Genomic DNA, 13,082 nt, shown 5'->3' with positions numbered 1-13,082 from the left:
CAGAAATTTGTGAAGTTAAGGAAGCGTAGAAACCGTCGATAGGATGGGTGGATGACGGAATCAGTCGGCGCATCAGTCGGCGCAGGGGCAGGGCGGGACGCGGAGTCCGTGTCGAAGTTCGTGGAGTCCTTCGCGGCGCAGCTCGTCGAGGCCGGGATGCAGCGCATGGCCGCCCGCGTCTTCGCCGCGCTGCTCTCCTCCGACAAAGGCGTGCTGACCTCCGCCGAGCTGAGCGAACAGCTGCGCATCAGCCCCGCCGCGGTCTCCGGGGCGGTGCGCTACCTGTCCCAGACGCACATGGTGACGCGCGAGCGGGAACCCGGCTCGCGCCGGGAGCGCTACCGGGTGCACGGCGACCAGTGGTACGAGGCCCTGACCAACCGCGAGGCCGTGCTCAAGCGGTGGGAGGTCGCCCTGCGCGAGGGCGTCACCAGCCTCGGCGGCGACACCCCGGCCGGACGCCGGCTGGCCGAGACGCTCGCCTTCTTCGAGTTCGTGGACACCGAGGTCGCGGCCATGATGGAGCGCTGGCGAGCCCACCGGGAGAAGACCTTCGGCCAGGGCTGACCCCTGGAAGCGGTTCAGACCAGCATACGGCGGGACAGGGCGCCGGCCGACTCGCGCAGGGTGGCCCACCAGGTCCGCTGATCGGGCATCGGCAACTGCACGTCCGCCCGCGAGAGCGCCTCGATCACATGGTGCGACCTGCTGTCGTGCCGGCGCAGCGGGGTGTTCACGAACGCCTCGAACTCAAGCGGGTCGATCTTGCAGGCCGGCTCAACGCGCCCCCATGATCGACGGCCGGCCAGCGTAACCGGACCTGCCCCGCGGGCGCCCGGGATTTACCGCTCACCGCCCCGGCAGCATCAGCCGCAGCCCGCCCTCGCCCACGGTCCACGTCCGTCTGCGTACCGGTCCGGAGACCGCCGTGTCGGCCCGGTAGCGGAAGTGGGCGCCCGAGACGGTCACCGTCCGGCCCTCGGCCCGCAGCGGTGTGGCCTCCGCGCCGACCGAAGCGGGGCGCACCTCCACCTCGGCCACCCCGGCGAGCCCCGGCGCCACCGACACCGCCTCGACCGGCTGGTCGAGGTCCACCAGCGTCGTCCCGTCGACCTCGACCCGCAGCCGCGACGGCCCGGACGCGGCAGGGGCGGTGCCACGGGCCGGCACCAGGGTCCGTACGAGCGACTGACACGTCCGCAGCCAGGGGCGCCCAGCAATCGACCCCACCGCGGTGGCCCCGGCCGGCGCGGCGGGGTCCCGTATCGGCGGGATCCGCAGCGCGCCCAGCACCACCCCGTCGCTGTCGTCCACGAGCAGGTCCAGCCGCCGCTCCACGCCGTCCAGCGCCGCCCGGGCCGCCGCCACCGCCCCGATGGGCACCCCGAGGGATCCGGCCAGGGCCAGCGCACCGCCGACCGGCACCACCGACAGCACACATTCGGCCAGCTCCCGCTGCCGGTGCAGCACCGTCACCGCACGCATCAGCGCCCGGTCGTCGCCCACGACCACGGGCCGCCGCGACCCCCGTCTGGCCAGCGCCCTGGCGAATTCGTCGGCATCGTCCGGCAGGCAGACCTTCGTCGCCGCACCCGCGCTGAGCACGTCTTTCGCGATCCTGACGGACTCCCCGTCCGTACTCCGAGCAACCGGATCGATCACCACCAGCAGCTGATCGGACGTCGCGAAAGTCGCCACCTCGGCCATGCCTCGCTTCCTCGGGTAGCATCTTTGTGCAAGAGCCCCTTGCGCTATTGCGCCAGGGGCTTCGTCTATTCCGGGGCATCCGGTCCGACGGTTCGCGGCCAACGACGGTCGCGTCCGGTCGAGGTGTACACGGTGGGAGACCTCCGCGTACACCCCTGACCTTGGACATGCCCCGCCCGGAAGGGGTGTACGCGCGTGCCCGCACTTGTGCTGCTCGGTGCTCAGTGGGGTGACGAAGGCAAGGGAAAGGCGACGGACCTGCTAGGCGGCTCCGTCGACTATGTGGTGCGCTACCAAGGCGGCAACAACGCCGGCCACACGGTAGTCGTGGGTGATCAGAAGTACGCCCTTCACCTGCTCCCTTCCGGAATCCTGTCCCCGGGGTGCACCCCGGTCATCGGAAACGGCGTCGTCGTCGACCCGTCGGTCCTGCTCTCCGAGCTGAGCGGTCTGAACGAGCGTGGCGTCGACACGTCCAAGCTCCTCATCAGCGGAAACGCGCACATCATCACGCCGTACAACGTGACGGTGGACAAGGTGACGGAACGCTTCCTCGGCAAGCGGAAGATCGGCACGACCGGGCGCGGCATCGGCCCGACCTACGCCGACAAGATCAACCGCGTCGGCATCCGCGTCCAGGACCTGTACGACGAGTCGATCCTGATGCAGAAGGTCGAGGCGGCCCTCGACGTCAAGAACCAGGTCCTCACCAAGCTCTACAACCGGCGCGCGATCGCCGTCGAGCAGGTCGTCGAGGAGCTGCTGGGCTACGCCGAGAAGATCAGGCCGTTCGTCGCCGACACGGTCCTGGTCCTCAACCAGGCCCTGGAGGACGACAAGGTGGTCCTCTTCGAGGGCGGCCAGGGCACCCTCCTGGACATCGACCACGGCACGTACCCCTTCGTCACCTCGTCGAACCCGACGGCCGGCGGTGCCTGCACGGGCGCGGGCGTCGGTCCGACGAAGATCAGCCGCGTGATCGGCATCCTGAAGGCGTACACGACCCGTGTCGGCGCCGGCCCGTTCCCGACCGAGCTCTTCGACGAGGACGGCGAGGCGCTGCGCCGCATCGGTGGCGAGCGGGGCGTGACGACCGGCCGCGACCGCCGCTGCGGTTGGTTCGACGCGGTCATCGCCCGGTACGCGACCCGCGTGAACGGTCTGACCGACTTCTTCCTCACCAAGCTGGACGTCCTGACCGGCTGGGAGCAGATCCCGGTCTGCGTGGCGTACGAGATCGACGGCAAGCGCGTCGAGGAGCTCCCGTACTCCCAGACCGACTTCCACCACGCCAAGCCGGTCTACGAGATGCTGCCCGGCTGGTCCGAGGACATCTCGAAGGCCAAGTCGTTCTCGGACCTCCCGAAGAACGCCCAGGCCTACGTCAAGGCGCTGGAGGAGATGTCCGGCGCCCCGATCTCCGCGATCGGCGTGGGTCCGGGCCGGGACGAGACGATCGAGATCAACTCGTTCCTGTAGAGCCGAGCTGCGGCTCTTCGACTCGCACGCCCTCTCGGTCCGGCCGTGACGCCTGACCGAGGGGGCGCGAACGTGTTCAGGGTGGCGATCCGGGAGTCAGCGACTGCACCCGAGAGCCATGTTGTAGCTGTACTTGCCCTGAAGTGCGAGGTAGTCCCACGTGTCGTCCGGGGCCTCGTGGCAGTAGACGCTGTTGGCGGAGCCGTCGATGCCCAGGAACTCCGTCTTCTGTATCCACAGCCCGTTGCTGTCGCCGTGGATGTACACGCTGTCGCAGGAACCTACAAGGGTGAGCTCCACGTCGTCGGCCCAGATCTCCACTTGTCCGCCGTGACACCGATGGCTCTTCTCCACGCCGTCGGATTCGATCCTCAGCTCCGTCGGTGCGGGAGGTTCCGTCTCCTCCTCCGTCTCCTCCGGAGTGGGCGATGGCGAGGGTCCGGGTGTCTCGGTGGTCTCCTCGTCCTGCGTCGTTCCGCCGCTGGTGTCGCACCAGGGATCGGCCCCGTAGCCGGGTGGTGAGATGCCCTTCTTGACGCCGAGCTCCCGCAGGGTCTGCGCGGTCTGGGTGACGGCGATGTTCCCGACCGTCGAGTAACAGGAGCTGCGCATCTCCGTCACGATCGTCTGGATCACGATGTTCCCGGTGCGGACGAGGAGTTCGGACATCCCGCCCTGAGTACCGTTGATCAGCGCCTCGTCGCCCAAGCCGGGAACGCGCTGTGTGCCGTAGTTGTCGCCGAGCTCGTCGAACGCCCATGAGGCCACGTCGACAGCGCTGCGGGAGGTCTTGGGCGGGACGACGGTGATGAGTAACGCAAGGCTGTACGTGCCCACATAACTCGTGTCCGGCATCGGTGTCAGAGAGCTGCCCGCAAGGGGCGGAGCGGAGTCGGTGTCCGTCTGTCCGGTCCACTGGCAGCTGAGCCTCTGCCAGTCCTCGGCCCCGTCCGGCCCGGCGGAGCCGTCGGCGGCCCCGTCGTCTGTCGGCGCTGCTGTGCCGTCGTCCAGGGAGGCGTGATACCCGCTCGGAAGGTCGGCGAGGATCGGGCAGTACACGCCCCCGAAGTCGTGCGGCCCAGGTGCGCCCGGCGTGAAGCTCACGGTGAGCAGGGCGACCATGACCAGCGGCATGGCCGTCAGGTTGGCTCCCGGAGGAGGCAGCAGCGCGCGGCGCGGCGGTGCCGGCTTCGGGGCGGTGCCACCGGCGAGCCGGTCCTGCAGCCGGGCGTGGCGGAACTCGTAGACCCCGCCCGCCTGCCGCAGTACGCCGCGGCGGTGGGCATCCTCCAGGAAGGCGGCGAACCCCCAGGGGAGGCGGCCGGTGAGCGCCAGCGCGACGCGGGTGGCGGTGAAGCCCCACCATGCCGATCCGGCGACGCCGAGCAGGGCCAGCGCTATGAACGAACCCGCCCCGCAGGCTGTCCAGATGAACGGTCCCACGACGTCACGGCCACCGGTGCGGTGCCAGGCGGCCGTGACGAGCAGCGGGCCGAGCGCCGCGAAGGCCAGCAGCCAGGAGCGGACCGCGCCCGGGCCCTCGCTGCGAAGGGCGTACACGGGGGCGAGTACCGCCACCGTCCTACGGTCGGCCCGCAGCAGCTCCTGCGGGCTGCCCGCGCGGGAGATGTCGACGGCGGGGTCGACGAACGTGCGCGTGCCGAACAGGAGGGGAAGCACGGCCAGTATCACCGCGTTGACCTGCGTCGACAGTCCGATTGGCAGGATGACCGCGGCCGCGATCGACGCCTGTGTGACGAAGGCCCGCAGCCGTCCGCGAATCACCAGGCGGCGCGGTTCGATCCCGGTCTCCGTACCGCCGGGCCGCCGGGTCAGCAGGGCGATCAGACAGGCGACCGCCTGAACGACCAGTGCCGACGGCGGAGGTGGCTGCGCCGGCCGCTGCGGCTGGCCGAACACCAACCACGTCATGACACCGAGCGTGAGCGCGAGGGCGGCCGTCTCCAGTGCCAGTCGACAGGCCTCGGGGACGCCGGGGCTCAGCCGCCACCAGACGATCTCGCGCAGCCCGAGCCGTTGCAGCCGTCGGGCCAGCGACGAGAGCCAGCCCCTGGCCTCATCGGCAGACCAGCGGCCGGTGGGGGTGGCGTAGGTGCTCGGCGGCGTGCGGTAGACGGCTGTCACGAACTGGTCGAGCAGATGGTCCTCGACGTCTTCGCGGTGGGGGAACCGCCCGGACTTGAGCAGTTCGTCGGGGGAGGCGGAGGTGTCGCTGTAGGCGCTGCGGGCGAGGGCGACCATCAGCGGGGTGGACAGCACGTCGCGGAGCATGGCGGCGTGGGCCGACGGCGCTTCGCCGTCGTCGCCGGGGCGCGGCCCGCTGCCGGGCAGCGCGTCGAGGACGGGCTGCCACTTGGAGGCGCCCGATGCGTCGTGATCGGCCGGGCCGTCGAGACCGTCGAGACCGTCGTGGCCGTCGTGGCTGTCCTGGTGGTCCGAACCACCGGACCCCCTGCGGCCGTGTGCGCCGACGGTCAGCGGCAGGAAGTGCCGCAGGTCCTCGGTACCGAGCCGTTCCAGCTCGATCACCGCGGCGGCGCGCAGGGCGCCTGCTTCCTCGACGGCTGCCTCGTACTCGGCACGACGGCTGGTCAGCAGCACCTTCCCGCGACTGCGGCCCCGCATGGCGTTCAGCGCTTCCAGGACCTGCGGGCGGGCCTGCGGGGCCACTTCGTCGAATCCGTCCAGGACCAGCAGCAGCCTTCCGTTCTCCAGCAGTTCGGCCGCCGCCGATGAACCGGTACCGCCCATGTCGGTGAGCTCGGGGTAGTCGCGGGCGATCCGGCTCGCTGCCCATTCGCTGAAGTTCGGCCCTGACGGGTCCCAGGAAGACAGGGACAGCAGTACGGCGACCGGGCCGGTCGGGTGGCGTTCGCGGCGGTCCGTGAGGTGGTCGAGCAGGAAGCGCACGGCGAGGACGGACTTCCCCGACCCCGGCCCGCCCAGAACCACCAGGCGGCCCGAGGGGACCTTGCAGAAGACCGTCAGGATGTCCGCGAAGTGCCCGTCAAGATCGAGCGGTGGCACCTCCGCGTCGCTGCCACGGATGGTCGCCCACTGGTCATGGTGCCCGGTGGCGGTCCGCCAACGCACCGGCAGGGCCTTCGGGTCGTACAGGCGAAGCGCCTCCTCTTCCCGCTCCCAGGCTGCCGCGGTCGCGTGTGCCAGATGGTCCGCGGCGACGAGCAGCCGGTGGCGCATGCCGAGACTGCGGTACGCCCGCCACGCCGCCGTACACCTGCGCAGTCCCCAGGCTGTACCACCCAGGCAGCCGAGCCCGACGCAGGTCAGCGCCCAGGTGGTCGGGCCCGCCGGTTCCGCTGACGAGACACGGCCCAGTGCCAGCCAGGCGAGGACCCCCACCGCGGCCGACAGCACCACCGAGGCGGTCAGCCAGGCGAAGGCCGGCCACGGTGTGCCGCTGCCTCCGGCGAAGACGACGTTGCCCTTGATGGAACCGGCCTGCACCAGGTTGACTGCGTCGCCCAAGTTGATGTTCGTCGTGCTTCCCGGCGGAACCGGTGTCCGGGTCCGGTCGGGTCCCTCGTGCGCCATGTGCCCCTCGCGCGACGGCTCTTGTCGGGTTGTCGGCAAGATACACGGCCGGGGGGCGCACGAGGCCGCGGACGCGGTGGGATGTGACATCCCAACCAGCCTTTGGGATACGGGAGTTCGAGGGCAGAGGCGTCCGTGGTGCTCTACGCTCGAGCCACACCGAACGCCACTGAGGGACGACATCGGAGGGTGCCCGTGGACCCGGTCACGCCTGAGCTGCTCATGGCCGTTGCGGGGGGCGCCGCGAGTGCGGCGGGGCAGCAGATCTGGACAAGGCTACGAGAGCTGGTCGCCCGCCGGTCGTCGGACGCAGAGCCGGGCGGTGAGGCGGAGCTGACGGCCCTCGCGCAGGCCACGAACAGCCAGCAGCGTGCCCATGAACTGGCCGAAGTGCTGGCCCTGCGCGCCCGTCAGGATCCCGACTTCGCCGCCGCGCTCGACGTGTGGCGCGGTCAGGCCGAAACACTCAAGCCCACATCGACCGGCTCGGGTGATGTGAACAACAGGTCCGACGGCACGGTGCACGGCAATCTCGTTCAGACGCGGGACATCCACGGGTCGGTCCATTTCGGGAACGGGTGACCCGTTCAGGCGGGGAACCGGCGCCCGCGGCGCGAGGCCGGGTCACCGTTCCTGATCGGCGGGCCTTTCGCGACGGTAACGCGCTTTTGACGCCAGGGTCTTCGGGTGGTTCTCGCCGAGCACCCGCCGCCGACGCTGCCAGATGTCCTCGTCCAGGGCCTTCGCTGCCTCGTGCTCTCCCAGTTCGTCGAGGGTGAAGGCGAGGTTGGCGGCCTCTTGCAGGGTTTCGGGATGGTCCTTGCCCAAGGTGCGCCGATAGCGCCCGAGCGTGTCCTCCTGAAGCACCCGGGCCTCCTCGAATTCCCGGGCCCGGTACAGACTGATCGCGAGCTGGCCGGCCGCGCGCAGAGTGACGGGGTCGTCGTCGCCGAGCGCCTGCCTGTTCATCCGCAGCGAGACCTTTATCAGGTCCCGAGCCTGTTCGTACTCGCCGAGCGCATTGAGGCTCGCGGCCAGGTTGCCGGCGACGTTTCGGGTGTCGGGGTGCGATTCGCCCAGCGTCCTGGCGAGCCGGGGGAGAGCGTCCTCCCACAGGACGCGGGCCTCCTCGTGCTTCCCGGAGCCGAAGACGCAGCCGGCGAGCCTGTTGGCCATGGCCAGGGTGTCCCGGTGATCCTCCCCCAGGTCGGCGGCCCACTGGCGGTGGGCCGGGCGCGCGACGGTCACACCGACCTGATGCTGGCCCGACAGGTAGAAATAGCGCACCACACGTACGAGGAGGTCACGGAACCGGGCGGAATCGTGGCCGGTGAAGTCCGGCCGGCCGAGAAGGGTCCGCACCCGGGTTGCGAGCGTGCGGTAGCCGTCCCAGGAGGCCGGGTCGTCGGGATCCGCCACCCGCATGCCGGCGTCCAGGTCCAGTACCGCCAGGTAGAGGTCATCGAAAGCGGTGGACCGCTGAGTCGGCCGGCTCGCGTGGGCCGGCTCGGATTCGAAGCGAAGCGCCGGGCACTCGGGCTCGTGGCCGATCCAGCCGCAGCCCGAGTTGAGCGCGGACGGAGCGTGGCCCTCGAGGTAGAGCGCGGCCACGGGATATGCCTCGAACGGCTCACCGTTGTTGTCGATGACGACGGTTCCCTCGTGTTCCGCGCACTCCCAGTCGAGTTCGATCCGCCAGCACACCTCGTCGCTGCGCACGACGGCCTCGAAGTGGAACTCCTCCACGTCGGTGGCGCTGATGGAGAACGGGAAGTCCGCCCCCTGCGCTTCGAGTCGCGGCGGGTCGGCGTCCAGCTCGGTCCTGAAGTACCGGGGCACGATCGCCCGGCCTATCCGGGGCTGGAGACAGGCCGGCCGGGGAGGCCGACGGGACACCACGACGCCCCGGGCCGCCCGCAGAATCCCGGCCCGGGTCGTGGGCCGGGCCTGGAGAGTGACGATGTAGAGCGTGCCGCTGGGCGCCATGGGCCTCGGCGGGTCGGCGTCCACCACCAGGTCGGCCATGGTCGAACCGGGCTCCCGCCGAACCCGGACGATGACCGGGTTCTGCAGGTCGCTCGTTTCGTCGCGGGGGCCCTGGTGGAAGTGCACGCCGCCACCGATGGCGCCCGCCTGGACGACATTGCCGTAGTACCCGTCACAGATCTCGTTGCGCACTTGCGTGGGCCGGACCTCGTCGCCCATGGCATCCCCCGTCCCTTGCGAACCGCTGGGTGTTCCGAGTGCCAGCGTATGCAGTAACTTCCCGCGAGAACCAGGGAGTTGAGCAGCCGCGCGGGCAACGCACGACACCGAGCCGCCCGCCTCGTCATGCGCGTCCCGTTCGAGGCCGGGCGTCACCTGATGGAGCAGTGAAAGGGCGAACCGTACATACTGCCCATAATGTGAGGCTGGAACGCTCAGCGGCGACGGGAAGAAGGTGTGTCATGCGCGTACTGCTCAAGGCGAATATGGACACGGAGAAGGGGAACGACGCGATCCGCGCCGGCAAGATGCCCCAGGTGATCCAGGAGCTCATGGAGAAGGTCAAGCCGGAGGCCGCCTACTTCACCACCGAGCACGGGCTGCGCACGATGTTCCTCTTCTTCGATCTGAAGGAGCCCTCCCAGATGCCGGCCATCGCCGAACCGCTGTTCTTCGAGCTGGGGGCCAAGGTGGAGTACACGCCGGTGATGAACGCCGAGGACGTCCGGAAGGGGCTCGCCCAGCTCAAGCTCAGCTGAAGACGATCATCGACCCCTGCGCCAGACTCCGCGTCGCCGCCGCGTGCAGTCCCAGCCACACGTGCCGTTCACGGGCGAAGGGGCTCGGGTCGTAGGGGGCGGGGACCGCCGGCTCCTCCAAGGACGTGGGGGAGAGCGGGGGTTGGGGCGGCGCCGGGGGGTTGGCCGGGTCGATGCCGATGACCTGGGCCACGAACTCCAGCTCGCGCAGGAGCGCCTGGGCGGAACCCAGGGGGCCGCCGCCCGCCAGGAGCTCGTCGTTGGCGAGCGGGTTCGGGAAGTCGACGGGGACGTAGGCGCCCGCGTGGTCGTAGTGCCAGACCAGGTGCGACTGCTGGGCCGTCGTCTCGAACATCTCCAGGAGCTGTTCGTAGTCGCCGCCCAGGTCGTCGACCGGGGTCACCGGAAGGCCGCAGACCTGGAGCAGATACGCGCGGCGCAGGAAGTGCAGGGCGTCGTAGTCGAAGCCGGCGACCGGGGCGACGTCGCCGGACAGGCCCGGCATGTACTGGTACACCGGCACCGGCGGCAGCCCCGCCTCGGCCAGCACCTTGTTGTATTGCGCGAGTTCTTCGGCGAACGGGTTGTCGGGGGTGTGGCACAACACGTCGACAAGCGGTACCAGCCACAGGTCACAGGCCAAAAGAGGGCTCCTCACACAGCGGTCACACGGCGTGGCAAAGGCGTAGCACAGTGGGTAGCACGGTGGTCAGGGAAGGGTAATCGGTGAGGGTCCGGGGCGGACCCCCTCATGCCGGTCTTCGTGGGGCTCTTCAGGGGCTCTTCGTCGGCTCCTCCGGGGGCTTGTCATGCAAGTCCCCGCTCGTGCAGGTCCCATACCCACACTCCGTCCACCCACCTCCCGGACCGCCCACCAGCTTCTCCACGGTCTCACGCAGCGCACCGTCGTTCGGCTGCGGGCCAGCACCAGTACGCTCGCCCGCCAGTACGCCAGATCCATCCGGGCCTGCTCCCGCCAGGACGCGTTGACCGGCGGGACCCGGCCCGAGTGCCCGGCCCAGGAGTTGGGGGTGCTGCAGGTCCTGCAGGTCGGGGGTCTCCGGCATGTCGGGAGCCTTCGACAGCTCCCGCTCGTGGGTCATCCGGCCGCCAGTCGCTCTATCAGGGCGAGGGCGTTCGCGTCGTGGTCGGCGATGATCGACTGGGCCGTGGGCAGGTCGCGGTGCATCAGGGCGTCGACCAGTTCGGTGTGCCGGGACCACAGGTGGCCGCGCAGATCGTCGAGGCGGCGCAGATGCTGCACCGCGCAGACCCAGGACTGCACGCGCAGCCGGTGCAGGAAGTCGGAGAGGTACGGGTTGCCGAAGAGGGCGCCGAGTTCGCGCCAGAAGCGCAGGTCGTAGCCGATGAGCACGGTGAGGTCGCCGGCGGTGGCGGCGCGCTGGGCCTCCTCGGCGCGGCGGCGTACCCCGACGGCGGCGGCGAGGACGCGCGGGTCGTCCGGGTCACGGTGGCCCGGCCGGTCGGTGGCCAGGACGTGGAACATGCCGTTGGTGACCAGGCCGCGGGCCTCGATGATGCCGCGGTAGTCCTCGACGGAGTACTCGTGCACGCGGAAGCCGCGGTGCTGGTCGGCCTCCAGGAGGCCCTGCGCCGAGAGGTCGACGAGTGCCTCGCGGACCGGGGTCGCGGAGACGCCGTACTGGTCGGCGATCTCCTTGACCGTGAACTCCCGGCCCGCCTGCAGCCGCCCGGACAGTACCTCGTCGCGCAGGGCGTCCGCGAGCTGCTGCCGCAGGGTGCTGCGGGTCACGGAGCCGTTGCCGCCGGTGCCGGTGCCGGGCATGGTGAGGGCGTCTCCCGTCGTCGCGATGAGGTGGCGTGCGCATGTATGTCTACGAGCACGCCACCTTACGCGTTCGGCTTCCGGGCGAGATTCCCGTGACGGCGCCGACTTTTTCGCCCCCGCCGCCCCTGTCCTCCCCCCACTCTCGGCTTCGCTCGAGCGGGGGGACCCCCATCGTCCCTGGGGGCTGCCGCCCCCAGACCCCCGCTGTCGGCCTGAACGGCCTCGTCCTCAAACTCCCCCAGAGGGGGCACCCCCAGACGGGCTGAAATGCCTGGGCGGGTGGGCAACCCCCCCCGGACGCCTACTCCACGTACCCGTCCGCCACAGCCAGCGCAGCGTCCAGCGCTGACAGCCCCTCCTTCAGTTCCGCCTCGGTCACGTTGCACGGGGGCACGACGTGGGTGCGGTTCATGTTCACGAACGGCCAGATGCCCCCGGCCTTCGCGGCGGAGCCGAACGCTGCCATGGGGGCGTTGGCCTCCCCCGCCGCGTTGTAGGGCACCAGGGGCTCGCGGGTCTCGCGGTTCCTGACCAGTTCGAGCGCCCAGAACATGCCGACGCCGCGGACCTCGCCGACGGAAGGATGACGTTCGGCGAGCTCCCGCAGCGCGGGTCCGACCACCTCGGAGCCCAGCCGGGCGGCGTTCTCGACGACGCCCTCCTCGGCCATGACGTTGATCGTCGCGACGGCGGCCGCGCAGGCCAGCGGGTGCCCGGAGTAGGTCAGACCGCCGGGGTACGGCCGCTTCGCGAAGGTTTGTGCGATGGCCCCGGAGATGGCCACGCCGCCGAGCGGCACGTACCCGGAGTTCACGCCCTTGGCGAAGGTCATCAGGTCGGGGGTGACGTCGAACAGGTCCGCCGCGAACCACTCACCGGTCCGCCCGAACCCCGCCATGACCTCGTCCAGGATGAAGACGATCCCGTACTTGTCGCAGATCTCGCGGACGCCCGCCAGGTAGCCGGCCGGCGGAATCATGATCCCGGCCGTCCCGGGAACCGTCTCCAGGATGATCGCGGCGACGGTCGACGGGCCCTCGAAGGCGATCGTCGTCTCCAGGTGCTCCAGCGCCCGAGCGCACTCCTGCTCCTCGGTCTCGGCGTAGAAGCGGGAGCGGTAGAGGAAGGGCGCCCAGAAGCGCACCACACCGGCCGCGGCGCTGTCGGAGGCCCAGCGGCGCGGGTCGCCGGTGATGTTCACGGCCTGCTGCGTACCGCCGTGGTACGACCGGTACGCAGACATCACCTTCGGCCGCCCGGTGTGCAGCCGGGCCATCCGTACGGCGTGCTCCACGGCGTCCGCGCCGCCGTTGGTGAAGAAGATCTTGTCCAGGTCGCCCGGCGTCCGCTCGGCGATCAGCCGCGCCGCCTCGGACCGGGCCTCGACGGCGAAGGCGGGCGCGAAGGTGGTCAGGTGTGCGGCCTGCTCCTGTATCGCGGCGACGACCTTCGGGTGCTGGTAGCCGATGTTCGTGTAGACGAGCCCGCTGGTGAAGTCGAGGTAGCGCTTGCCGTCGTAGTCCCAGAAGTACGACCCCTCCGCACCGGCGACGGCGAGCGGGTCGATGAGTTCCTGAGCGGACCAGGAGTGAAAGACATGCGCACGGTCCGCGGCCTTCACGGCGGCGCCGACCTCGGGATTTGGCTGAGGGGTCATGCGCCCGAGCGTACGGGCGGGCCCTTCGGGCGCGATATCGGCGTCCTGTCTGCGGTCGGTGGGTTTCCGCGACAGGTTGTCGACGCCCCGTGCAACCCAAGCCACACGG

The 13,082-nt window shown here is 70.3% G+C and carries 11 protein-coding genes; 4 read left to right on the top strand and 7 right to left on the bottom strand.

Going from position 1 to position 13,082, the window contains the following annotated elements:
• Window positions 1-51: 51 nt before the first annotated feature.
• Window positions 52-567 (top strand): GbsR/MarR family transcriptional regulator, encoded by a 516-nt coding sequence (locus OHO27_RS18615; RefSeq protein WP_328425341.1) that lies wholly within the window; start codon window positions 52-54, stop codon window positions 565-567.
• A 14-nt stretch (window positions 568-581) separates the two neighbouring features.
• On the opposite strand, the gene OHO27_RS18610 is transcribed toward OHO27_RS18615, so the two are convergent.
• Window positions 582-737 (bottom strand): hypothetical protein, encoded by a 156-nt coding sequence (locus OHO27_RS18610; RefSeq protein WP_328425339.1) that lies wholly within the window; start codon window positions 735-737, stop codon window positions 582-584.
• 112 nt (window positions 738-849) lie between these two features.
• Complete coding sequence (locus OHO27_RS18605) at window positions 850-1,707, bottom strand: diacylglycerol kinase (RefSeq protein ID WP_328425337.1); 858 nt, start codon at window positions 1,705-1,707, stop codon at window positions 850-852.
• 195 nt (window positions 1,708-1,902) lie between these two features.
• On the opposite strand from OHO27_RS18605, the gene OHO27_RS18600 reads away from it, so the two are divergent.
• On the top strand, window positions 1,903-3,186 hold the full coding sequence (locus OHO27_RS18600; RefSeq protein WP_328425335.1) for an adenylosuccinate synthase: 1,284 nt from the start codon (window positions 1,903-1,905) through the stop codon (window positions 3,184-3,186).
• Window positions 3,187-3,282: 96 nt separating this feature from the next.
• Here OHO27_RS18600 and OHO27_RS18595 read toward each other — a convergent pair whose 3' ends face one another.
• Complete coding sequence (locus OHO27_RS18595) at window positions 3,283-6,696, bottom strand: NACHT domain-containing protein (RefSeq protein WP_328425333.1); 3,414 nt, start codon at window positions 6,694-6,696, stop codon at window positions 3,283-3,285.
• A gap of 261 nt (window positions 6,697-6,957) precedes the next feature.
• Between OHO27_RS18595 and OHO27_RS18590 the strand changes: the two genes are divergently transcribed.
• On the top strand, window positions 6,958-7,344 hold the full coding sequence (locus OHO27_RS18590; protein WP_328425331.1) for a hypothetical protein: 387 nt from the start codon (window positions 6,958-6,960) through the stop codon (window positions 7,342-7,344).
• A gap of 42 nt (window positions 7,345-7,386) precedes the next feature.
• Here the strand turns inward: OHO27_RS18590 and OHO27_RS18585 are convergent, their stop codons facing one another.
• Window positions 7,387-8,967 (bottom strand): tetratricopeptide repeat protein, encoded by a 1,581-nt coding sequence (locus tag OHO27_RS18585; RefSeq protein ID WP_328425329.1) that lies wholly within the window; start codon window positions 8,965-8,967, stop codon window positions 7,387-7,389.
• 242 nt (window positions 8,968-9,209) lie between these two features.
• On the opposite strand from OHO27_RS18585, the gene OHO27_RS18580 reads away from it, so the two are divergent.
• Window positions 9,210-9,506, top strand: a complete 297-nt coding sequence (locus OHO27_RS18580; RefSeq protein ID WP_328425327.1) for a hypothetical protein — start codon at window positions 9,210-9,212, stop codon at window positions 9,504-9,506.
• On the opposite strand, the gene OHO27_RS18575 is transcribed toward OHO27_RS18580, so the two are convergent.
• From OHO27_RS18575 to OHO27_RS18565, 3 genes are all read right to left on the bottom strand, one after another.
• Entirely contained in the window at window positions 9,499-10,149 is a 651-nt protein-coding gene (locus OHO27_RS18575; RefSeq protein WP_328425325.1) for a hypothetical protein, read from the bottom strand. The two genes, OHO27_RS18580 and OHO27_RS18575, sit on opposite strands and share 8 nt — an antisense overlap.
• Window positions 10,150-10,605: 456 nt before the next feature.
• A complete protein-coding gene (locus OHO27_RS18570; RefSeq protein ID WP_328425323.1) occupies window positions 10,606-11,313 on the bottom strand; it encodes a GntR family transcriptional regulator in 708 nt (235 codons plus the stop codon).
• Between the two features lie 304 nt (window positions 11,314-11,617).
• Window positions 11,618-12,973 carry an aspartate aminotransferase family protein gene (locus OHO27_RS18565; RefSeq protein ID WP_328425321.1) on the bottom strand — a complete coding sequence of 452 codons (1,356 nt, stop codon included), beginning with the start codon at window positions 12,971-12,973 and terminating at the stop codon, window positions 11,618-11,620.
• Window positions 12,974-13,082: the final 109 nt, after the last annotated feature.

Origin of the sequence: Streptomyces sp. NBC_00443 (assembly GCF_036014175.1) — a bacterium.
Lineage (GTDB): Bacteria > Actinomycetota > Actinomycetes > Streptomycetales > Streptomycetaceae > Streptomyces.
The sequence above is the reverse complement of the archived record's forward strand: the minus strand, read 5'-3'. Positions and strand labels throughout refer to the sequence as shown.

What these genes read in the sequence shown, in the direction of transcription:
- OHO27_RS18615 (WP_328425341.1), top strand. Translation starts at nt 52, where the DNA reads ATGACGGAATCAGTCGGCGCATCAGTCGGCGCAGGGGCAGGGCGGGAC.
- OHO27_RS18605 (WP_328425337.1), bottom strand. Translation starts at nt 1,707, where the DNA reads ATGGCCGAGGTGGCGACTTTCGCGACGTCCGATCAGCTGCTGGTGGTG.
- OHO27_RS18585 (WP_328425329.1), bottom strand. Translation starts at nt 8,967, where the DNA reads ATGGGCGACGAGGTCCGGCCCACGCAAGTGCGCAACGAGATCTGTGAC.
- OHO27_RS18580 (WP_328425327.1), top strand. Translation starts at nt 9,210, where the DNA reads ATGCGCGTACTGCTCAAGGCGAATATGGACACGGAGAAGGGGAACGAC.
- OHO27_RS18570 (WP_328425323.1), bottom strand. Translation starts at nt 11,313, where the DNA reads ATGCCCGGCACCGGCACCGGCGGCAACGGCTCCGTGACCCGCAGCACC.
- OHO27_RS18565 (WP_328425321.1), bottom strand. Translation starts at nt 12,973, where the DNA reads ATGACCCCTCAGCCAAATCCCGAGGTCGGCGCCGCCGTGAAGGCCGCG.